Below are 20,480 nucleotides of genomic sequence, written 5' to 3'. Positions count from 1 at the left end.
CTCGACGAGCGGGCACTGCGCGTGGCTGCACGCTCGTCGAGCCTGCCGCCTGCTATGCGGCGGCGCGTTTTACGCGGGCGAAGGGCGCGCGCTAGTCGCAGCCTGTTCGCCCGTGGCCTGGCCCGCCTTGGCCGGCAGCCATCCGCCGCGCACCGCCAGCATCGCAGGAATAAACAGTATCATGCCCGCCGCCGCGACCCACATCCATGAGGCCCATCCGTAATGGCCCGTGACATAAGCAAGGATTGGGCCGGAGATAGCGATCCAGCCGCGGTAAATCAGCTGAAAGAACGACCATCCACTCGCCTGGAGCGCCGGCGAAATATCCTCGAGCAGCTCGGAGTACTGTGCGCACCAAGGGATGAAGGCAAAAGCCACCAGACCGCCGAGCACAAACATCACTGCGGCCAACTCGAAGTGCTGCAGCGGGTTCGAGAACGTTCCAATCCACCAGACCAGCACCGCAAGCGATGCGACGGTGCCGATCAACACAAGCGGCTTGCGAATTCTCAGCCAGTCCGAGAGCAATCCGGCGGGCACAAGCATGAAAAGATTGAGCAGCCAGAAATACGAGGCCATCTTGGCTGCTTCCGCGGGACTATAGTGGAAGGCGCGCGTGAACATCACCGGGAAAAAAGTCTGACTCGTGATCGGCAGGGTGAGGAACCCTACGCATCCGACCACCAGCACCCACACCTCCCAGCGGCTGAGCAATTCCCTGAAGGCGGCGCCACCGCTCGCCGGAACCTCCATCGTCTCCTTGCGAATGTGCTCGGTGGACGATGCCGCAGCTGTCGACTCGCTCTCGACAATGGTAAGTCGAAGGTTGGGATGCAAATCCTTAAGCCATAGCAGCACGGGAATATACATCAGGATCGCAAGAATCCCCATTATCCAGATCTGCGACTGCCACGTGCCAAAGATCGGTAACGTCAAACCGCTTATGAAATTCCACAGAAAAATGCAGCCGACCGCGCCAACCGTGAGTAGACCAAAGGCGGCGCCGCGGCTGACCCGCGGCGACATGTCGCGTGTCAGGCCTCCCAGCGCGCCCCACATCAGGCCTGCGACCAGGTTCATCGCCCCGCGGATTATCACGAAGGTCCAGAGATTGACCATCACGAGGTTGAGGAAGGTGAGCACGATGATCACGGCCAGGCAGACGTCGATGACGATGATGCGGCCGTGGCGATCGGCGAGCGGCCCGCCGATCATCGCCGACGCGCCCGAGAGCAGCACCGCAAAAAGCAGGAACAGGCTGAAGTCTTCAAGCGAAAAGTGCAGTGTTGGAATCCACAGCGGCAGCAGTGGCGCAAACTGGAATTCATAGAACGAGACGATTGTGGCCAGCACCGTGAGCAGCAGCATGCCCCAGCGATGCGCGCCGACCGGATAGGTCTCCAGGGTGCGATGGGTTGCGATGTAGCCCTTGAGACCACCCTGCTGTGCAACTGGTGCGGTCGCCATAGTGTCCCCTTGCCTGCCTGTTAGAGCCGCCATGCCTGCGCACGGCGCGCCGGTTTCCCATTCGCCGACCGTCAGCGTGCGTGCGCCATCACCGCGCCCCGCGCCGCTGCGCTCGTTTGCCCAAGAGTGCGTCAATTGATCCTCCAACGGCAAGCAATTTCGTTATCGTCGGGCGCTTCTTCGGCAGCGCTGCGCATCGCGCGTCGCCGCATCCCAACGTCAGGACTACTCCGCGACACCGCGGAGCATGGCGCCCGAGGCGCCTAACATTTCCAGCGAAAGTCCGGCGAAGACCGGATGCGAGCCGGCGATGAACTTCCAAACCGCCTCCGGCTTGAAGCGCGGGCGCTGCTCACCGTCGAACGCGCCGAGCAGGTGGGTGAATATGTCGCCGTCCGTCAGCCACCCCGGCGGCGTATCGATCGCCTTGAAGATTCGCTGCACGCGCCCGGCATGATTTGTGAACGATCCGTCCTTCTCGGCGAAGGTCGTCGTGGGAAACACCACGGTCGAGCGCGTCAGGCGCGGATCGACCCGCAGGCCGTGCACGATCAGCACTTCGAGCGGCGCAAGCAGCGCGTCGAGCTGCGCCGGCGCGAGCGTGTCGAGCAGGTCGCCGGAGCAGAGATAGAGGCCCTTAAGCCGGCCGCTCTCGGCGGCCCCCGTCAGCTCTCCCATCCCGTCGTCGGCGCCGTTGACCAGCCCCATCTCGCGCACGCCGCGCGCGTTGGGCGCCTTCTCGGCCTTGAGCAGCAAGCCGTCGGCCTTGCCGCGCCGCACCGCCATCGCGACCGTGCCCGCGCCGAACGTGCGCACCAGTTCGCCGAAGCGGAAATTTTCCTCGTTGGTCAGATGCGGCGAGGCAACTGCGCCCAGCGCGTCCGCGCCGTGGCGCGCCTTGAGCGCGGCGAGCGCGTCGGCCGCGCATTTGAGCGCGTCGTCCCATGACACCGGGACGAGCGCGCCGGCGCGCGCGATCATCGGCGCGCGCAGCCGTCCGCCGTCGTTGACGAAGCGATAGTCGAGCCGTCCCCAGTCGCACATCCAGGTGTCGTTGACGGCGTCGTTGCGCCGCGGGAGCAGCCGCCAGATACGGTTGCGGTACTCGCCGATCATGATGTTGCAGCCGTTGGCGCAGCCGGGGCATACGCTGGCGGTTTCCTGGAGGAACCAGACGCGGATCCGGTGATGGAAGTCCTTGCTCTCGAGCGCGCCGACCGGGCAGATGTCGGCGGTGCAGATCGAGTAGTCATTGTCGAGTCGGCGGTCGTAGATGTCGAGCACGGAGCGGTCGCCGAGATTGAAGATCGCAAGCTCGCCGGTCTTGCTGACTTCGCGGCAGAAGCGCACGCATCGGCGGCACAGAATGCAGCGTTCCTGGTCGAGGAGCATCCGCTCGCCGATGTCGATGCGCTTTTCGTGCTTGCGCCGCGGTTCCAACGTGCGCGCAAACCGGCTTCCGAAGCGCATCGAGTAGTTTTGCAACCAGCACTCGCCGGCCTTGTCGCAGATCGGGCAGTCCAGCGGATGGTTGAGCAGGAGCATCTCAAGTACGCCGCGGCGCGCCAGCGCAACTTCGGGGTCTTCGGTCTGCACGACCATCCCGTCGCGCACCTGGGTGTTGCACGAGATCTGGAGCTTCGGCATGCCCTCGATCTTGACCTGGCACAGCCGGCAGCTGCCGTCGATGCTCAGCTTGGGGTGGTAACAGTAATGCGGGATGTCGAGCCCCGCATCGAGCATCGCCTGCAGCAGCGGCGTGCCTTCGGGCGCTTCGATCGCGCCTCCATCAACCGTCACGCGCGCCAACTTCGGCGCGCTAGTCGAGCTTGCGCCCGCTGCCATGGAGCTTCTCCCACAGATGGGGCCGGCGGTCGTTCTGGACGCGGTATTGCAGCTTGATCAGCGCGTCGAGCACGGCCTCAGGCCGCGGCGGGCATCCGGGAATATAGATGTCCACCGGGATGACGCGGTCGATTCCCTGGAGCACGGCGTAGTTGTCGTAGGGCCCGCCCGAGCTGGTGCAGGCGCCGAACGACGCTACCCATTTCGGTTCCGCCATCTGCTCCCATACCCGGCGCAGCACCGGCGCCAGGCGCTGCGTGATGGTGCCGACGACGAACAACAGGTCGGCTTGGCGCGGAGTGAAGCGCGGCAGCGCGGCGCCGAAGCGGTCGATGTCATAACGCGGTCCGGCGACCGAAAAATACTCCATCCCGCAGCACGCGGTGACGAACGGATAGGCGAAGAACGAGTACTTGCGTGCCCATTGGATCGCGTCGTGCAGGCGGGTGAGCGCGAACACGTCGGGAAAGGCCGCGCTCTCGTCAGTCAGCGAATGGCGCGCGACGGCGCCGCGCACCATGAAGGCGGAAAATCTGCGCGAGCGTCCAGCCATCGCGGAACTTTCCCGTGTCCGCCGCGCGCGTTCCCCGGCCGGGCGCGCGGCCGTGCCACAAGGATCAATCCTCTCGCGATCCGCCGCCGGGGGCAAGGGCGACCATGCTTGGCACACGGGACGCTCCCGGCATCGGCTCCCGCAGCGCAAGCGGCGCGAAGGTCTCGGCGGTGATGATCGCGAGCGTGCGCCGCCATCGTTCCGATTAGCGCGCAATAGACCCTGCGCGGGAAATCCTGGCCGTGCCAGGCCGGATGCTCGCAAAGTTTGAGGATGTGCGCCCGCACCGCACTGCAGACACGCACGCATCGGCTTGCTTCATGCGCGGCGCTGTTAAATCTTTGATTGAGCTGGGACCTGCCTGCCTTGCCTTCAGGAGTCGCAGAGGTGGATCATCATCGGATCGTTGCCAGGCTGCTCGGTGCGTTGCTCTTGTTGGGAGCCGGATTCGCGGCCGGCATTGCGACCGTCCGCTTCGGTGCGAACCCGGCCAATGCCGGCGACCACGCAGGCGCGACTATCACGGCGGGCCACGACGCGCCCGACATGGGCGGGGGCGCGGCGGCGCGCCGCACGCCGGTAGTGCTCGCGGTCGACAAAGCGGCACCGGCGGTGGTGAACATCTCAACCGAGCGGACAGTCGAGGTCCAGCCGTTCATTTTTGAGGACCCGTTCTTTCAGCAATTCTTCGGCCAGTTCATGGATCCTCGCGCCTTCGAGCCGCGAAAGGCAAAGCAGACCTCGCTCGGCTCGGGTCTGATCGTCTCGCCGGATGGGCTGGTTCTCACCAATCGTCATGTGATCCTGCGGCTGGCGCAGATCCGAGTGCAGCTCGCCGACGGGCGTACCTTCGACGGTCAGTTGGTCTCGCTCTCGAAGAACTACGATCTGGCGCTGATTCGAGTGAAAACGGAGCAGCCGTTGCCCGCCGCGGTGATGGGCAAGTCGAATACCCTGATGATCGGCGAAACCGCGATCGCGATCGGCAACCCCTTCGGGCTCTCGCACACGGTAACTGTGGGTGTGGTCAGCGCGTTGCATCGGGCGATCCGTGAAGCCGGCTACGGCGATCTCATCCAGACTGACGCCGCGATCAACCCGGGCAACTCGGGCGGCCCGCTGCTGAATGTGGTGGGCCAGGCGATCGGCATCAATACCGCGATCTACGCCCAGGGACAGGGGATCGGCTTCGCCATTCCGATCGATCGCGCGCGGGAGTTCATCAAGGAGTACGAGGAATCGCTCCATGCACGGGCCGGTGAAATCCTCGGCACCGATCGATTCGGGCGCGGCTTGACGGCTGGCTAGCGGATGATAATAATTATCATCCGGTAGGCGGAGCCAAACCGGTGGGCGGCGCAGCGGCCGCATCGCGCGTGCTGCGCCGGCTTCGGGCGGACGCTCCGGGGCGCCGCCGGCGCACCTGTCGCAGCGGCGAAACACACGCATAACGGGAGAAACGAAACGATGAAGAGCCTGAAGGGAACCAAGACCCACGCCAATCTCAAAGAAGCCTTTGCGGGCGAGAGCCAAGCCAACCGTCGCTACCTGTACTTCGCCAAGATCGCCGACGTCGAGGGCCAGCCGGAAGTCGCCGGACTGTTCCGCGACACCGCCGAGGGCGAAACTGGCCACGCGCACGGCCATCTCGACTATCTCAAGCAGGTCGGCGATCCGGTGACCGATCAACCGATCGGCGACACCCTGCTCAACCTCAAGTCCGCAGTACACGGCGAAACTTACGAGTACACCAACATGTACCCGGGAATGGCGAAGGTCGCGCGCGAGGAAGGTTTCGGCGAAATCGCCGACTGGTTCGAGACCTTGGCCAAGGCCGAGAAGTCGCACGCCGGGCGCTTCCAAAAGGCGGCCGACACCCTCTAAGAGGCGGACTTGCGCAATTACGGCCCGCCGGCGCTATGCGCGTTCGGCGGGCCGCCGCTTCCTTGGCGGCCGGTGCGCCGATACCGGCCGCAAGTTAGTAGTGCGCCCACAGGGCTTCAGCCTGTTAAGCAAACTATGAGCGGGTTTCGATGAGTCGTATCCAGGCGCGGCCAACCGACGGGCTCTCCTACAATCCCAACGAACCCAGGTACTGGGAGCCCGACAAGCTTGCCGGCGAACTCGAGCGCGTCTTCGACATCTGCCACGGATGCCGGCTGTGCTTCAATCTGTGCCCGTCGTTTCCGGCGCTGTTTGAGGCCATCGATCGGCAGAGCGGCGGCGACGTGCGTGCGCTGAGCGAGGCGGAGCGCAATCGCGTCGTCGATCTGTGTTACGGCTGCAAGTTGTGCGAGGTGCGCTGCCCCTACACGCCGCGCGACGGGCACGAGTTCCAGCTCGATTTCCCGCGCCTGATGCTGCGCGCGCGGGCGGTCAGGGGACGCGCCCACGGGCTCGCTCTGCGGGAGAAGATGCTCGGCAATCCTGACCGCCTGGGCAAGCTGGGCAGCACGTTTCCGGCGCTTGCCAACTGGGCCTGCCGTAATCCGGTGCAGCGTGCATTGATGGAGAAGCTGCTCGGGCTGGCGCGCGGCAAGCGGCTCCCCGACTTCGCCGACGAAACCCTCGAGGCGTGGCTCAGGCGCACCGGGATTCCCGCCGCGCCGGCCGAGCCGGCCGCCAAGGTCGTGCTCTTCCATACCTGCTTCGTCAACTACTACAACCCCGCGCCCGGGCGCGCCGCGGTTGCCGTGCTGGCGCGCAACCGATGCACCATCGCGTCGCCCGCGCAGAATTGCTGCGGGATGCCGGCGCTCGACGGCGGCGACATCGCCTTTGCGCAGAAGCTCGCGCGCGCCAACGTCGCGGCGATGCTGCCGCTGGTGCGCCAAGGCTACAGGATCGCCGCGATCAATCCGACCTGCTCGCTCATGATGCGCCGGGAATATCCGGAGCTGCTCGACAATGCCGAGGCGCGCGAAATTGCCGCCGCCGTCGCTGACACGAACGAATTGCTTTATGCACTCAGGCGCGAGGGTAAGTTCGACCGCCAGTTCCAGACCACGCCGGGTAAGGTCGCCTACCACGTGCCGTGCCATCTCAAAGCGCAAAACATCGGCTTCCGCTCGCGCGACTTGATGCGCTCGATTCCGGGCGCGGAGGTCGTCACGGTGGACGCCTGCACCGCGCACGACGGCACATGGGCGATGAAGAAGGAATTTTTCGAGCTCTCGATGAAGTGGGGCGAGAGGGCGTTTTCAGGGATGCGGCAGGCCGAGGCGCAGGTGATGGCGACCGACTGCCCGCTGGCCGCGATTCAGATCGAGCAGGCGATCGGCACCCGCCCGCTCCATCCGCTGGAGATCCTGGAGCGCGCCTACCGGAGCGACGGTTTCGCCCAGGCGGTAGCGCCGCCGGCGCCGGTAGCCGCCGAGGAGTGATCGTGTGAAGCCGATAAGCGCGCATGAAGTTCTGCCGGTCACGGTCTACGACCGCGTGCGCCGCATCCTGCGCCCGTTGTGCATCGCGGAAAAGGATCGTCGCCGGCTGGCCGTCGGCGAACATCTGACCCTGCTGTTCGAGAACGAGCGGACTGTCTGGTACCAGATCCACGAAATCCTGCGAGCCGAGCGGATCTTCGAGGACGCCGCGGTCAACCACGAGATTGCTACCTACAACGAGCTGATGCCCAAGCCGGGCGAGCTGGCGGCGACCTTGCTTATCGAGTACGCCGACGCGGTCGAACGGGACGCGGCGCTGACTGCGTTGGTCGGCCTCGAGCGCCACTTTTGGATTGTGATTGACGGGCAGCGTGTCGGCGCCCGCTTCGATTTGCGCCAGATGTCACCGGACCAAATAAGCTCGGTGCAGTTCATCGCCTTTCCGGTCGGCGGCGTGGCCGACGCGGACCGTTTCGGCGCGCTCGCCGCCGCGGGCAGGGTCGCAATCGAGGTGGACCATCCTCACCTTGCCGCGCGAGCCAAGATCGATGGGGCGCTGGCCACGGCGCTGGCGGCCGAGTTGCGTGGCGAGTAGCGGGGGATTTCGCCGCCGTTCAGGCGGCGGCGAGGCTGGCCGCAAAACCGCTCATCCGGGCTGCTCTATCCGGTCGCTTCAGTCCAAATTGGCTGAATAAAGCCGAGATTTCCCCGATATTACAGGCCTCCTCAAAAAGGGGGGAAGGCTTCAGGCGTCTTACGCGGCGCCGGCTTCTATTGCCTCATATGCCTTCTCCAGATAAAGTAATTTATGTTTAAAGAGTCTAAAGATGGCATATCCGATTCAATACCCGCCTGGACGCTTGCCAGTCAAGGCAAAAATATGAGCATTATGGGTGCTCCTTGCACAAATTGTCCGCATATTGAGTGTGCGGAACCAGATTGAAGAGCAGAAATGCTGACAGGCGCGTTCGGCACATCGAATCGCCCGCTGACGGTAGAGAATTTCCAGAGCGTTAGCTGATGTTTCCGACCACCGCCGCCAAGGTCCTGATCTGCGCAGCCGCGTCGTTCGGCTTGGCCGCTGCCTTGACTCCCTTGGCGAAGCTGGTTGCGCGGCGGTTGGCCGTCGTTGCCGAACCGAGCGAGGAATCGGGTCATCCAGAAGCTACGCCCGTTCTGGGCGGCGTCGCCATCGTTAGCGCTGTGATTGCGACATTGGCGATGACGGGGGCGCTACCGCCATGGATGGCGGCCGGGATGCTGGTGTTGCTGACGGTGGGCGTCGTCGATGACAAAATGGCGCTGACGCCCTCGCGCAAGCTGGCGCTGGAGTTGGTCGTTGTCGCCGGATTTCTGGCCTTTGGCCCTCCGCCGCCCGAGGTCACGCGCTGGCCGCTGTTGAACCTGTTGGGCGCCGGCTTCTTCATGACGGCGGTGATCAACGCCTTTAACCTGATCGACGGCCTTGACGGTTTGGCCGCCGGGGTGGGAATTGCGGCGGCGGGAGCGATCGGGGTGGCTGCATGGTGGTCGCAAGACACCGGTCTGGTCTGCGCGACGGCGGCCGCCGCGGGCGCCTTCGCCGCCTTCCTGCTCTTCAATTTCCATCCCGCGTCTATCTTCATGGGCGATTCGGGCGCGCTGCCGATGGGTTTTCTGCTCGGCGCGATGGCGCTGGAGGGTTCGGCGCTCCAAGCCAACTCGCATCTGTCCAAGGCGGTTTTCCCATTGCTGGTGATGCTGGTGCCGCTGTTCGACACCAGCATCGTGACGGTGTCGCGCGCCGCTACTGGCAATCCGATCTCACGCCGCGGCCTTGACCATTCGCACCACCGGCTGCTGATGCTCGGGCTGACGGTGCGCCGCGCGGTGCTGGTGAGTTGGGGCTTGGCCGTGGCCGGCGCGCTGTGCGCGGCGGCGGTCACGCTGCTGAACCATGCCTATCTGCTGAGCGCGCTGCCGTGGGTGAGCGCGGTTATTGCCGTGATCGGTCTGTTCATGGTCGATCTCACGTTCGACGGGCGCGCCCCGGCGGTGGCGTACAGCTATCTGCAAGGCGGCGCGCGCTACCTGCTGAGCCTGGCCTACAAGCGGCGGCTGGCCGAGGGCGTGCTCGATTTGGCGCTGATTCCGGCCGCTTACTTCGGCGCTTCGCTGCTGCGGCGCGACTTTTTGATCAATGATGCGCTGGTCGGGTCGATGATCCGGAGCACGCCGTTGCTGCTGGTGGCGACCTACGGCGCCTTTGGATTGACCGGAGTTTATCGCGGGATCTGGCGTTACGCCGGTCTCGCCGACATCATCCGCTTCGCTAACGGCGCGCTGCTCGCCGGTATCCTGCTCGGATTGGCGACGCTGTTCGTGCCGATGGAGATTTCGGGCTCGATAATCGTCCTCTACGTCATCCTGCTGTTCAACCTGTTGGTGTTCACCCGGCTGTCGTTCCAGGCGCTGCGGCGGGCGATCGCGCTGTTGGCGATGCCGACCGAGCGCGTGTTGATTGTCGGAGCCGGGCGGACAGGCGAGGCGGCAGTACGCTACATCTTCTCCGGCAGCGACCGCTGCACCCGCCTGGTTGGCTTCGTCGATGACGACGCCTTCAAGGAGGGCAAGCTGGTCCACGGCCATTGCGTGCTGGGTCCCATCGACGAGCTGGAGCGGATCTATGCGGCCACCGGGTTCCATCGCATCCTGATCGCCACCGACGATGTCGGCGAAGAGCGGCTGGCAACCGTAGCGGAGTTCGCCAACGCCCGCCATCTGCCGATCGAGCGCTTTTCAATTGGGGTCAGCCAGTTCGTCGCCGCCAGCAACGCTAGCGGTGCTTCGGCCCGCCGCATGCCGGCGGCAGTCGCCCCTTCGGCGCCCGCGATCTAGCGCCACTGATGGCTTTTCCCACGAGCTGTTCGGCGCCTGCGGGCCGGCGCTGGTCTGGACCCCGCCCTTCTGGCATGGTGATCGAGGGCATGGAGCCGACCACGCAGGACGTGCGCCCGGCGGGGGCGCCGCTAACGTCTGAAGGGGGGTCGTGCGACGGCTATGAACCGGGCGCGTAAGCCGGTCAGGGTAGTGCCGAAGGGATGGGGCCGCGAAGTATGGATCGTCAACGGCGAGCTTTACTGCGGCAAGATTCTCGAGATTCGCAAGGGCAAGCGCTGTTCGCTGCACTTCCATAAGCTCAAGACGGAGTCGTTCTACCTGCGCGCCGGGCGCCTGCTGGTGCGAGTCAAGGAGTCGCCCGCTTCCGCAGTCATCGAGGAATTCGAGTTGCAGGCGGGCGAGTGCATGGACGTTCCGCGCGGGCTGGTCCATCAGATGGAAGCGTTGGAGGACGCCGAGCTGTACGAGTTCTCCACCCAGCACTTCGACAGCGACTCGCACCGCCTGGTCCCGGGAGACTAGGCCGGCGCCGGCGGCGGAAACCACGGACGCGGACCACATAGCATGGCAAAAGTCGCGCTGATTACCGGGGTGACCGGGCAGGACGGTTCCTACCTGGCCGAATTACTCATCAAGAAGGGCTATGAAGTCCATGGGATGGTGCGGCGGACTTCGAGCTTCGCTACCGGCCGCATCGACCATTTGCGCCGCGGCTTCGGGCCGCTGGCGGCGGGGCCGCTGGAGCTGCACTACGGCGACCTCGGCGACGGCACCGGGATTCGCGCGATCGTCGAGCAGGTGCGCCCCGACGAGGTTTACAATCTCGCCGCACAGTCGCACGTGCGGATTTCCTTCGACCAGCCCGAGTACACCGCCGACGTCGTCGGCCTGGGTGCGCTGCGCCTGCTTGAGGCGATACGCGACCACAACAAGCGCCACGGCCGCGCGGTGCGCTATTACCAGGCGGGCTCTTCCGAGATGTTCGGGCGGGTGGCCGAGGTGCCGCAGCGCGAGACCACCCCGTTCCATCCGCGCAGCCCTTACGCCTGCGCCAAGGTTTATGCCCACTGGCAGACGATCAATTACCGCGAGGCCTACGGCCTGTTCGCTGCCAACGGGATCCTGTTCAACCACGAATCGCCGCGCCGCGGCGAGAACTTCGTCACCCGCAAGATCACCCGCAGCGCCACCCGCATCAAGCTCGGCCTGCAGGACAAGCTCGCGCTGGGCAACCTCGACGCGCGCCGCGACTGGGGCTTTGCCGGCGACTACGTCGAGGCGATGTGGATGATGCTCCAGCAGGAGCGTCCTGACGACTACGTGATCGCCACCGGCGAAACCCACTCGGTGCAGGAGTTCCTCGAGCGCGTCTTCGACCGCCTCAAGCTCGACTGGCGCAAGTACGTCGAGACCGATCCGCGCTACCTGCGGCCGGCCGAAGTCGATCTTCTTCAGGGCGACGCGGCGAAGGCGCGACGAATCCTGGGATGGCGCCCACGGGTGAACTTCGGTCAGCTGGTCGAGATGATGGTGGACGCCGACCTCGAAGTGGCCCAGCGCGAGCTGCGCGCTCGCGGCCAGTAGCCCGCCTTTCTTCTCTTCACGTCGGCTTTGAGCGGCCGCTCGCGTGTCAGGTGCGGGAAGCGCGCACTCAGGCGACCCCGTAGCAGCGGGCGGCGCTGTTCAGTGAGTGAGCGCACCGATCTCTCGGGCCGCGCCACGGTCGAGCGATTGCTTACAGAACATTGAGTCCGTGTGCACCGGTTTCGCAAATCGGTAGCAGGAACCGACTTATCTCGGCTATAGCGCGCTTTGAGTTAACGTGGCGCTTCGGCTAATCTATAGTGTCTAACTTCGGTCGCTCCCATGCGTCAACGCATTGAGAGGTTCTCCTTGTGACTCGCGCAAAGAGCGAAGTTGAAACCGGCGATACAGATGCCAGAATTAGGCGCGCTGGCTCCCTGAACTCGGCCAAAACCGACTCCGTCGCTCCCATCAGCCAGGACTTCCTTCTTGGGAACACCATGATCGGGTTGGAACGCATTCGCGCTCGCCTACTCGATCTCACAAATCGGAACAAGCTGCTGAATTTTCGGCACACCTTGAGATCTAGCCTGTCGATCGTCGGTGTTCCTCCAGACGCTCTTTTCGACGCGCTGCTCGACGGCACTCCAATCTCATTCAAATCCGTCCCCGAGCCAAAGGGCGCTCCGCCGAAACCGAAGGTCGTAGACCACGCGAAGCAGCTGGGGCTTCCGGTCTCTGTAGACCTGCCTGAACGCTCGATGCTGCCCGTCGTTCCGGGACAGCGGGTCAGGCGAGTTCAGACCCTCCACTACCCTGAGGAGCTTGAAGCAATTCTCCGACGCATATCTTTTGCTGCCAGAACGGCAATCGAGGAGTCCGGAACGAAGTTGCTGCATCTTATCTTCGGATTTCTGGAATGGTACGAGAGCGATAACTCCAATCAATCTCGTCTGGCACCGTTGCTACTGGTTCCCGTCACTATCGAGAGGGCAAAGGCAGCTCAAGCCTCGGCTAGCTTCGCGTTCGAGATCACTTATTCCTTTTCAGATCAGATCGAGGAAAATCTTTCTCTACGCGAGAAACTGAAACGCGAATTCGGATTCGATATGCCTACACTCTTGGATGGGGATAGTCCGGAGAGTTACTTTCGCAAGTTTCAGGGTATACTGGCTGCGAAACCGCAATGGCGACTGCGCCGACGGGTTACTCTTGGCTTGGTTTCATTCGCGAAACTCCTAATGTTCAGAGATCTCGATCCGAAGACGTGGCCCAAGGAAACAGATCTCCTTGAACACCCGCGCATAAGGGACTTCTTCGAGGGAACCAAGGGAAGTGATGCGTCATTCGCGGAGGAATATGACATCGATGCGCTGGAGGATCAGGGCAAGGCTCCCGCGCTGATACATGATGCCGACAGCTCTCAGCATAGTGCGTTGGTCGATGCCATTGATGGAAAAAATCTCGTCATCGAAGGGCCACCTGGCACAGGCAAGTCACAGACCATAACTAATTTGATCGCGTCCACTCTTGCTCAGGGCAAAACGGTCTTGTTTGTGTCGGAGAAGCTCGCCGCACTCGAAGTTGTGCGTCGTCGGCTCGATCAGGCCGGTCTCGGAATCTTCTGTCTGGAACTTCACAGCCACAAAACCGACAAGCGAAAACTGCTGGATGAACTAGAGGAACGCCTCGCCGCAAAGAAGTGTTTCGCTGAGCCGAAGAATTTATCGGAAAAGAGAAAGTTGCTTCTGGACGCTAAGAGGCAGCTTCTGACATACGCCAGACTGATCAACGCGCCCTTTAGCGCGCTCGGCTGTACTGGCTTTGATGTCATATGGCGTCGTGAAAGCTGTCGTCAGGCGCTTAGGTTTGATCCCACGCTGGTTGAAAGCATTAAGCTCGAGCGAGACAGCAGCACTCGCTTATCTAAATTCGACTCCGATCGCGCTCTTCTCGAAGTGTACGGACGGCAGCTACGCGAACTGAACCGAAGGTTCCCGGACCTCCAGAAGCATCCTTGGCGACATATCGCGAACGCCGACCTTAGTTATTCGGGTGAGCAGCAGCTCTGTGCCAGGCTGGCTGAAATCCACTCTCGCTCTAAGTTTCTAATAGAAGCGACGGGGCGCCTGACACGGACCACCGGTATCTCTCTCAACGGCTCGTTAGAGGCGATCACCCGCTTGGTCGAAAAGTGCGAACGACTTCCGGACGTGCAGGCCGGTCCTACGAGAGCCATACTAAGTGTCATACGGAGTGCGAAGGACGAGGCGCAGGTGCGTTCTTTCGTCGACGACGTGATCGAATGGAGAAAACGTTACGCAGCGCTACGCGAGCGGCTGCCAGCGATTCAAGAGCAGCGTGACCCCAAAGTGTTTGAACCACTCCGGCTCGCTTGCTCGCAAGCGATTCAATTCAGGCTGGGACACCTGGATGGATTGGCACTCGCTACTCTAGCTGACGCAGCCGAGGCCGTTCATAGAGCGATGAGATCGACTGGTGTACTCCATCGCGAGTTGTTGGCTCGCTGGCTCCTGGTTTGCGAACGTTCCGGCGCGCTGTCTCGGCTGGTCGGCTTCAGTTATAGAAAGGCCAAACGCGCCTTCAGAAGACACTTCATCTTGCCACCGCGAGCGAGCGGTAAGGTAATAACCGACACGTGCAGAAAAGCGCTTGATGTTTTAAACGCTGTGAGCGAAGAGCGTAAGTTGCCGTACCAAGGTCCCCTTTCGTACGACGAAGTGGGAACCCTTATGGAAACGGTGCACAATATTACGGCAGCGTTCAACCGGTTCAATGTGAGTTCCGGGCGGAACAGTGTTGATGTTCTGGCCGCAATTGACGCATTTAGCTTACACTGCCAAACAGCCGCCGCCCTTGCTGAGCACCCTGCTCGACGGTTGATTGGGAAGCAATTTCAAGGCCCAGACACTGACCTAGCGATAGTGTCAGGAGCGCTGAATGCAATTGAGGCGATCAAACGTCAAGAGATACCTGAAGCCCTCAGATCATGGCTTCTCGCTTCTGACACTGACACCCGTCTTTTGTCGCTCGGAGAGGAATTGGCAACGCTTCGGGGGCAGGTTCGCGCCCTCGATGATGCTCTCACGGCATTCGCGAAATTGGGACAGCTAAATCCCAGAGCTTGGTGGGGGCCCGAGCCCTTGACGCTCGCAGGGCTCGAACGAACGGCGGAGGCTGCCCTAAGGAATACCGATAGCTTGTCAGAGTGGATACAGTGTCAGCGGAGCCGAAAAGAACTGCAGGCGGCCGGGCTCAGTGCGATAAGCGACCTGGCTGAGTCAAAGGTTATCGGCATCGAAGATATGATTCCTGCGTATGAATATATCTTTTACAACACTCTGGCGCGTCAGTTGACGAGGGGCTATCCGGAACTCCTGCAATTCTCGGGCCTTCGACAGAACGCCGTTCGAGAGCGCTTTGTTCAACTCGACAAAGAGCTAATCGAGCTGAACAGACAAGCGGTCGCGTTGCTTGCTAGCCGGCGCCTTGTTCCACCGGGTATCCAATCCGGACCTGTTGGGCAGCGGACGGAATTGTCACTCATAAAGCAGGAAATCGGCAAAACCAGGCGGCACATCCCGATACGACAACTCGTTCAGCGAGCGGGTCGCGCCCTTCAAGCGTTGAAGCCGTGCTTCATGATGGGGCCGCTCTCCGTCGCGCAGTACATAACACCGGGCCATCTTAAGTTCGACTTGGTTGTTATGGACGAGGCTTCGCAATTGAAACCCGAGGATGCAATGGGGGCCATTGCGCGCGGCAGCCAGCTAATCGTTGTTGGGGATCCCAAGCAGTTGCCACCTTCCACGTTCTTCGAGAGGCAATTCGACCCGGATCCGGACGAAGAACCATCGGCGGAGAAGTCCGTCGTGGAGGAGCACGAAAGCGTCCTCGATGTTGCCGCAACGCTCTATCAGCCGATGCGCCAGCTTCGGTGGCATTACCGTTCGCGCCATGACAGCCTGATTGCTTTTTCTAACGCTGAATTTTACCGTAACCGACTTCTGGTCTTTCCTTCCCCGATGTCCAAAACGGCGCACACTGGCATTCAGTTCAGGTACATAGCAGATGGTGTCTATGAGGCTGGGCAGGCAAAGTTCAATCGACAGGAAGCCGAACGGGTCGTGAATGCGGTTCTTAATCACCTTCGGAGTTGCCCCGAATTGTCGCTTGGCGTCGTCGCTTTAAATCACCAGCAGCGCGAACTTATTGATGACCTTTTGACGGAGCGAACGCGACACGACGAAATGGCCCGACTCTTCTTTGAACGGCAAAAGGAAACGGCCGAGCCGTTCTTTGTCAAGAATCTGGAGAACGTCCAAGGAGACGAGCGGGATGTTATCTTCATATCCGTGACCTATGGGCGTGACAAGCATGGAAATTTGTTCCAGAGGTTTGGCCCGATCAACCTTGCGCAAGGCCCGCGGCGCTTGAATGTCCTCTTCACACGAGCAAAACATCGGGTCGTGGTTTTCTCTTCGATAGACCCTGACGAACTTCGGACGGATAGTTCGAGCCCACCTGGGGTTGCGATCTTGAAGGCCTACCTCCGCTATGCCAAGACGGGACAGCTTGAAGCCGAGAAGTTGTCGGAGGTGCGACAACCGCAGAGCGATTTTGAGATCGCCGTAGCCAACGCGCTGAAGCGGCAGGGCTTTGAGTGCGAATCGCAAGTGGGGGTGGCGGGGTTTTTCATCGATATTGCGGTGAGACATCCGCAACAACCGGGCTCCTTCATTCTTGGCATAGAATGTGACGGAGCAAGCTACCACTCCGCGAAGTCGACCCGCGACCGCGATCGGCTTAGGCAGATGATCCTTGAGAATTTGGGTTGGGCCATTCACCGGATCTGGTCTACTGACTGGTTCACGAACAGTAGGCGCGAGATTGAGAAGGTCACTGACCTTATCCGTCAGCTTTCCATGCGGCCGCGCTTTGCCAACGCATCGACCGCCCTGCCGGCGAGAGCAGAAGATGACCGCGGTCAAGTACGCTGATCACGGCTCTGTCCGTAGAGGGCGCAGCTCGGGAATTTTCCGAGGCGACGGTGCCCTGTTGGCAGCTAGTCAGCTACTTTCGCACGTGTCCGAGCGAGCTGGTGGCGTTTTCTTGCAGGTTCCGCCACTGAGCTGAGCTAACGCCTGAAGTCGGCGAATATCCGGGCAGGTTGCCCGGGGATTTCCCGCACCCACCGACATCAGCGCGGCGGGTCGGCTCGCTCTGCCTCGACGCTTCGCGCTGGTGTTCGCACGGCGCGAGTTGCCACCAATGGACATGATTAACTGCACGGTCTTGCACGCCCGCCCAAGCGCCAGCCTCAGTTGCTCAAGGGACTAGCTCCCTTGCTCAATTCGGGTCCTGCTGACCGATGAAGGTGAAATTGTCGAGCCAGGATGGCCTCACAAATTCACACTCTCCTTTGTCTGCGCCTTCGTTGACGGCGAATCCGCGAGGCCCACCGATCCGGCATAGATGCAGGGCCCACAACAATTACGACGCGAGCCTAGCGTCTTCGTTTAACATGCTGGGGCGAAGCCCAGTGGCTGCGCGCGTCATCTTCGATCTGGTCGAAATGATGGTGGACGCCGACCTCGAAGTGGCCCAGCGCGAGCTGCGCGCTCGCGGCCAGTAGCCCGCCTTTCTTCTTGTCACGTCGGCTTTGAGCGGCCGCTCGCGTGTCAGGTGCGGGAAGCGCGCACTCAGGCGACCCCGTAGCAGCGCGCGGCGTTGTCGCCCATCACCTTGCGGCGCGACGCCTCGGGCAGCGCCGCGCAGTGCTCGCGCAGCTCCTCGACCGCGCCCGGAAAGGTGCAGTCGTAGTGCGGATAGTCCGAGGCCCACATCAGGTAGTCATCTGCACCCAATTCGGCAGCGGTCCCAAGTGCTATATCGTCCGGCTCGCACGAGCAGAAGCACTGGCGGTTAAAATATTCGCTCGGTTTGAGCCTCGCCTTCGGCACCATGAAGCCGATCTTTTCGTAAAACTCATCGAGCCGGGCGAGCCAGTACGTAACCCACATTCCGCCGGCCTCCAGGAACGCCACGCGCAGGCGCGGATGGCGCTCGAGCACGCCGCCGCAGATCAGATCCATGCACGCCATCTGCTGCTCCAGCGGATGCGAGATGATCATGCGCTGGAAGAAATCGCGGTAGCGCTCGAAGCCGGCGGTCGGCATGTCGCCGCCGACGGCGCCGTGCAGCGCGATCGTGCAGTCGAGCTCCTCGGCCTCGCTCCAGAAGCGGTCGTAAGCCGGGTCGCTCAGCAGGCGCTCGCCGTACGGATTGGGCCGCACGGCGACCGCGCGCACGCCGTGCTCGCGGACCACCCGGCGCATCTCGGCCGCCGCCGCCGCGACGTCGAACAGCGGCACGGGCGCGATGCTGTAGAGCCGGTCACGGTAGGGCCGGCAGAAGTCAGCCATCCAGTTGTTGTAGGCGCGACAGGCCGCAATCGACAGCTCGATATCGCGCAGCGCGACGTAGCCCAGGCCCAGCGAGGGGAAGAGAAACGAGACGTCGATCCCTTCGGCGTCCATGTCCTTGATGCGGGCGTGGGGGTCGTAGCTGCCCGGACGCAGATCGTCCCAGCTTAACTTGCGCATCCGCTCGGGGCTGAGCCCGCCCGGGATGCACATCGCGGCGGGGAAATAAATTCCTGCGCGGGCCCAACTGCCGGCCCCGAAGCGATCGATGCCCTCGGCGTCCTTGATGATCTTCGGGATGCGGTCGCGGTAGGCCGGCTCGACGTATTCTTCCCACAGGATGCGCGGCTCGACGATATGCCCGTCGGCGTCGATGATTTTCGCCATCGTGCCTCTTCCTGCCTCCCAGATTTCGGTTCTGCCCCGCAAACCCTTCTAACCATCAACGGGGCCGATTTTGCAAATTGCCGGAGGCATCGCTTTGTTGTCGCTTGACTTGCGCCGCGCGGGTCTATATTTAACCAATCAGTTATTTAACTGAACGGTTCAATGCAGCCACGATCCGACTCTTTGAGTGCCACCTTCGCCGCCCTTGCCGATCCGACCCGGCGCGCAATCCTCGCCCGTCTCGCCTCGGGCGAGGCGTCAGTGACCGAGTTGGCCGAGCCGTTCGCGATGAGCCTGCCGGCCGTCTCCAAGCATCTCAAGGTGCTCGAGCGCGCCGGGCTTATCGCGCGCGGACGCGAAGCGCAGTGGCGGCCGTGCCGGCTGGAGGCCGCGCCGCTCAAGGACGTCTCGGATTGGCTGGAGCACTACAGCCGCTTTTGGGAGGAGAGCCTCGATCGCCTTGCGGAATATCTGAACGAAATGCAGACGGAAAAGTCGCAAACGAAGGCAAAAGGTCGCCGCGGCCAGGCCGGAAAGAAGCGATCGGAGCGCTCCGGATGGAGGTCAAAATGAAAACGGTGGATCGCGTAGCGCCGCAAGCCGGCGACGTAATCGTGATGGTCGGCACGGTCAAAGGCGCCTTCATCTTTCACGGCGACGGCGAGCGCCGCGAATTTCGCATCGCGGGCCCCTACTTCAAGGGTCAGTCGGTCTATGCGACGGCCTGGCTTCCCGATTCACGCACCCCGCGGATCCTGATGGCCAACCGGAGCGAGCATTGGGGCGCGGTCGTCAGCCAGTCGGACGATTTCGGCGCAAGCTGGGAGGAGCCGGCCGAAGGCAACATCCGGTTTCCCGCGGGCAGCGGACTTTCGCTCAACTCGGTGTGGGCGCTGGAAGCCGCGCCGCTGCTGGGCCCGGATGTAGTTTTTGCCGGCGCGGACCCCGCCGCGCTGTTTCGTTCCGACGATCGTGGCCGGACGTTTCATCCTGTCGAGGCGCTGCTCAACCATCCCGAGCGCCCGTACTGGGTGCCCGGCTTCGGCGGGCTGTGCCTGCATACGATCCTGCCCGATCCGGGCGACGCCCGGCGCATGATCGTCGGCATCTCTGCGGCCGGCGTTTATCGCACCGACGATGGCGGCAAGTCGTGGATGCGGCGCAACAAGGGCGTGCGGTTGGAGGGCGGCCCGCCGCATGCGCCGCATTTCAGCCCGCAATGCGCGCACAAGCTGCGCTACGACGCGAAGAACCCGGCCCGCGTCTATCTCCAGAATCATCCGGGCGTCTATCGCAGCGACGACGGCGGCGACACGTGGATCGACATCGCTGCCGGCTTGCCATCGCAATTCGGCTTCCCGCTGGTCGCCCATCCGCGCCGCGCCGCTACCGCCTGGGTGATTCCGCTCGAATCCGATCGCTTCCGTGCGCCGATCGAGGGCGCGATCAAGGTCTGGCGTACGCGCGACGCAGGTGCGTCGTGGGAGCCGCTGGGCGACGGACTGCCGCAGCGCCATGCCTACTTCTCGGTCCTGCGCGATGCCTTCGCCGCCGACAGCCTCGGGCCCGCGGGACTTTACTTCGGTACGCGCGGGGGGCAGCTGTTCGCCTCCCCGGACGAGGGCGAGAGTTGGCGCTCGATCGCCGACTGGCTGCCCGCGGTGCTGTGCGTGAAGGCCGCGGTGGTCGCCTGAGCGGCGCTGTGCGCTTTCATCTGCCGGCCGCGTTGCGCCAATGGGCGGGCGGAAGGGAAACTGTCGAGATGGCGCTGCCGGCAGGCGCGCGCGCGACGATCGTCGAGGCATTCATAGCCCTCGGCCGCGACTATCCGGGCCTCCGCCAGCGCGTCCTCGACGACCAGGGCAATATCCGTCGCCACGTCAACGTGTTCGTTGACGGCGAGAACGTTCGCGTCGCGCAAGGCGGAGCGACTCAGGTCAGCGAAGCTTCCGAGGTGTGGATTTATCCCGCACTTTCGGGCGGATGAGCGAGGGT

At 62.9% G+C, this 20,480-nt stretch carries 15 protein-coding genes; 11 read left to right on the top strand and 4 right to left on the bottom strand.

Going from position 1 to position 20,480, the window contains the following annotated elements:
* Nucleotides 1-69: 69 nt before the first annotated feature.
* The 3 genes from VFB33_02340 to nuoB form a co-directional block, all read right to left on the bottom strand.
* Nucleotides 70-1,620, bottom strand: a complete 1,551-nt coding sequence (locus tag VFB33_02340) for an MFS transporter (GenBank protein ID HZO80506.1) — start codon at nucleotides 1,618-1,620, stop codon at nucleotides 70-72.
* A gap of 72 nt (nucleotides 1,621-1,692) precedes the next feature.
* On the bottom strand, nucleotides 1,693-3,312 hold the full coding sequence (locus VFB33_02335; protein HZO80505.1) for a molybdopterin-dependent oxidoreductase: 1,620 nt from the start codon (nucleotides 3,310-3,312) through the stop codon (nucleotides 1,693-1,695).
* Nucleotides 3,287-3,865: an NADH-quinone oxidoreductase subunit NuoB gene (gene nuoB, locus VFB33_02330; GenBank protein HZO80504.1), complete on the bottom strand. Its 579-nt coding sequence runs from the start codon at nucleotides 3,863-3,865 to the stop codon at nucleotides 3,287-3,289. Before nuoB ends, VFB33_02335 begins: the two co-directional genes overlap by 26 nt.
* A 387-nt stretch (nucleotides 3,866-4,252) precedes the next feature.
* On the opposite strand from nuoB, the gene VFB33_02325 reads away from it, so the two are divergent.
* The 8 genes from VFB33_02325 (at nucleotide 4,253) to VFB33_02290 (ending at nucleotide 16,673) form a co-directional block, all read left to right on the top strand.
* On the top strand, nucleotides 4,253-5,173 hold the full coding sequence (locus VFB33_02325; GenBank protein HZO80503.1) for a trypsin-like peptidase domain-containing protein: 921 nt from the start codon (nucleotides 4,253-4,255) through the stop codon (nucleotides 5,171-5,173).
* A 159-nt stretch (nucleotides 5,174-5,332) separates the two neighbouring features.
* Nucleotides 5,333-5,749: a rubrerythrin family protein gene (locus VFB33_02320; protein HZO80502.1), complete on the top strand. Its 417-nt coding sequence runs from the start codon at nucleotides 5,333-5,335 to the stop codon at nucleotides 5,747-5,749.
* Nucleotides 5,750-5,898: 149 nt separating this feature from the next.
* The gene (locus tag VFB33_02315; GenBank protein ID HZO80501.1) at nucleotides 5,899-7,248 is read left to right on the top strand and encodes an anaerobic glycerol-3-phosphate dehydrogenase subunit C; all 1,350 of its coding nucleotides are present in this window, start codon (nucleotides 5,899-5,901) and stop codon (nucleotides 7,246-7,248) included.
* A 4-nt stretch (nucleotides 7,249-7,252) separates the two neighbouring features.
* Nucleotides 7,253-7,843, top strand: a complete 591-nt coding sequence (locus tag VFB33_02310) for a DUF3501 family protein (GenBank protein ID HZO80500.1) — start codon at nucleotides 7,253-7,255, stop codon at nucleotides 7,841-7,843.
* Nucleotides 7,844-8,268: 425 nt separating this feature from the next.
* Entirely contained in the window at nucleotides 8,269-10,125 is a 1,857-nt protein-coding gene (locus tag VFB33_02305) for a hypothetical protein (protein ID HZO80499.1), read from the top strand.
* Nucleotides 10,126-10,287: 162 nt separating this feature from the next.
* Nucleotides 10,288-10,650, top strand: a complete 363-nt coding sequence (locus VFB33_02300) for a cupin domain-containing protein (GenBank protein ID HZO80498.1) — start codon at nucleotides 10,288-10,290, stop codon at nucleotides 10,648-10,650.
* A 42-nt stretch (nucleotides 10,651-10,692) separates the two neighbouring features.
* On the top strand, nucleotides 10,693-11,712 hold the full coding sequence (gene gmd / locus VFB33_02295) for a GDP-mannose 4,6-dehydratase (GenBank protein ID HZO80497.1): 1,020 nt from the start codon (nucleotides 10,693-10,695) through the stop codon (nucleotides 11,710-11,712).
* A 311-nt stretch (nucleotides 11,713-12,023) separates the two neighbouring features.
* A complete protein-coding gene (locus VFB33_02290) occupies nucleotides 12,024-16,673 on the top strand; it encodes a DUF4011 domain-containing protein (protein HZO80496.1) in 4,650 nt (1,549 codons plus the stop codon).
* A 702-nt stretch (nucleotides 16,674-17,375) separates the two neighbouring features.
* Here VFB33_02290 and VFB33_02285 read toward each other — a convergent pair.
* Nucleotides 17,376-18,485, bottom strand: a complete 1,110-nt coding sequence (locus VFB33_02285) for an amidohydrolase family protein (protein HZO80495.1) — start codon at nucleotides 18,483-18,485, stop codon at nucleotides 17,376-17,378.
* 162 nt (nucleotides 18,486-18,647) lie between these two features.
* Here VFB33_02285 and VFB33_02280 point away from each other — a divergent pair, with 162 nt between their 5' ends.
* The 3 genes from VFB33_02280 to VFB33_02270 are packed head-to-tail and all read left to right on the top strand — an operon-like array spanning nucleotide 18,648 to nucleotide 20,472.
* Nucleotides 18,648-19,058 carry a metalloregulator ArsR/SmtB family transcription factor gene (locus tag VFB33_02280; protein HZO80494.1) on the top strand — a complete coding sequence of 137 codons (411 nt, stop codon included), beginning with the start codon at nucleotides 18,648-18,650 and terminating at the stop codon, nucleotides 19,056-19,058.
* Nucleotides 19,055-20,179 (top strand): hypothetical protein, encoded by a 1,125-nt coding sequence (locus VFB33_02275; protein ID HZO80493.1) that lies wholly within the window; start codon nucleotides 19,055-19,057, stop codon nucleotides 20,177-20,179. The genes VFB33_02280 and VFB33_02275 overlap by 4 nt, the downstream gene beginning before the upstream one ends.
* Nucleotides 20,152-20,472 (top strand): ubiquitin-like small modifier protein 1, encoded by a 321-nt coding sequence (locus VFB33_02270; GenBank protein ID HZO80492.1) that lies wholly within the window; start codon nucleotides 20,152-20,154, stop codon nucleotides 20,470-20,472. Before VFB33_02275 ends, VFB33_02270 begins: the two co-directional genes overlap by 28 nt.
* Nucleotides 20,473-20,480 lie beyond the last annotated feature (8 nt).

This window comes from Candidatus Binataceae bacterium (genome assembly GCA_035650475.1).
Classification (GTDB): Bacteria; Desulfobacterota; Binatia; order Binatales; family Binataceae; genus JAKAVN01.
The sequence above is the reverse complement of the archived record's forward strand: the minus strand, read 5'-3'. Positions and strand labels throughout refer to the sequence as shown.

What these genes read in the sequence shown, in the direction of transcription:
- gmd (HZO80497.1), top strand. Translation starts at nt 10,693, where the DNA reads ATGGCAAAAGTCGCGCTGATTACCGGGGTGACCGGGCAGGACGGTTCC.
- VFB33_02320 (HZO80502.1), top strand. Translation starts at nt 5,333, where the DNA reads ATGAAGAGCCTGAAGGGAACCAAGACCCACGCCAATCTCAAAGAAGCC.
- VFB33_02280 (HZO80494.1), top strand. Translation starts at nt 18,648, where the DNA reads ATGCAGCCACGATCCGACTCTTTGAGTGCCACCTTCGCCGCCCTTGCC.
- VFB33_02305 (HZO80499.1), top strand. Translation starts at nt 8,269, where the DNA reads ATGTTTCCGACCACCGCCGCCAAGGTCCTGATCTGCGCAGCCGCGTCG.
- VFB33_02315 (HZO80501.1), top strand. Translation starts at nt 5,899, where the DNA reads ATGAGTCGTATCCAGGCGCGGCCAACCGACGGGCTCTCCTACAATCCC.
- VFB33_02335 (HZO80505.1), bottom strand. Translation starts at nt 3,312, where the DNA reads ATGGCAGCGGGCGCAAGCTCGACTAGCGCGCCGAAGTTGGCGCGCGTG.
- VFB33_02300 (HZO80498.1), top strand. Translation starts at nt 10,288, where the DNA reads ATGAACCGGGCGCGTAAGCCGGTCAGGGTAGTGCCGAAGGGATGGGGC.
- VFB33_02285 (HZO80495.1), bottom strand. Translation starts at nt 18,485, where the DNA reads ATGGCGAAAATCATCGACGCCGACGGGCATATCGTCGAGCCGCGCATC.
- VFB33_02275 (HZO80493.1), top strand. Translation starts at nt 19,055, where the DNA reads ATGAAAACGGTGGATCGCGTAGCGCCGCAAGCCGGCGACGTAATCGTG.
- nuoB (HZO80504.1), bottom strand. Translation starts at nt 3,865, where the DNA reads ATGGCTGGACGCTCGCGCAGATTTTCCGCCTTCATGGTGCGCGGCGCC.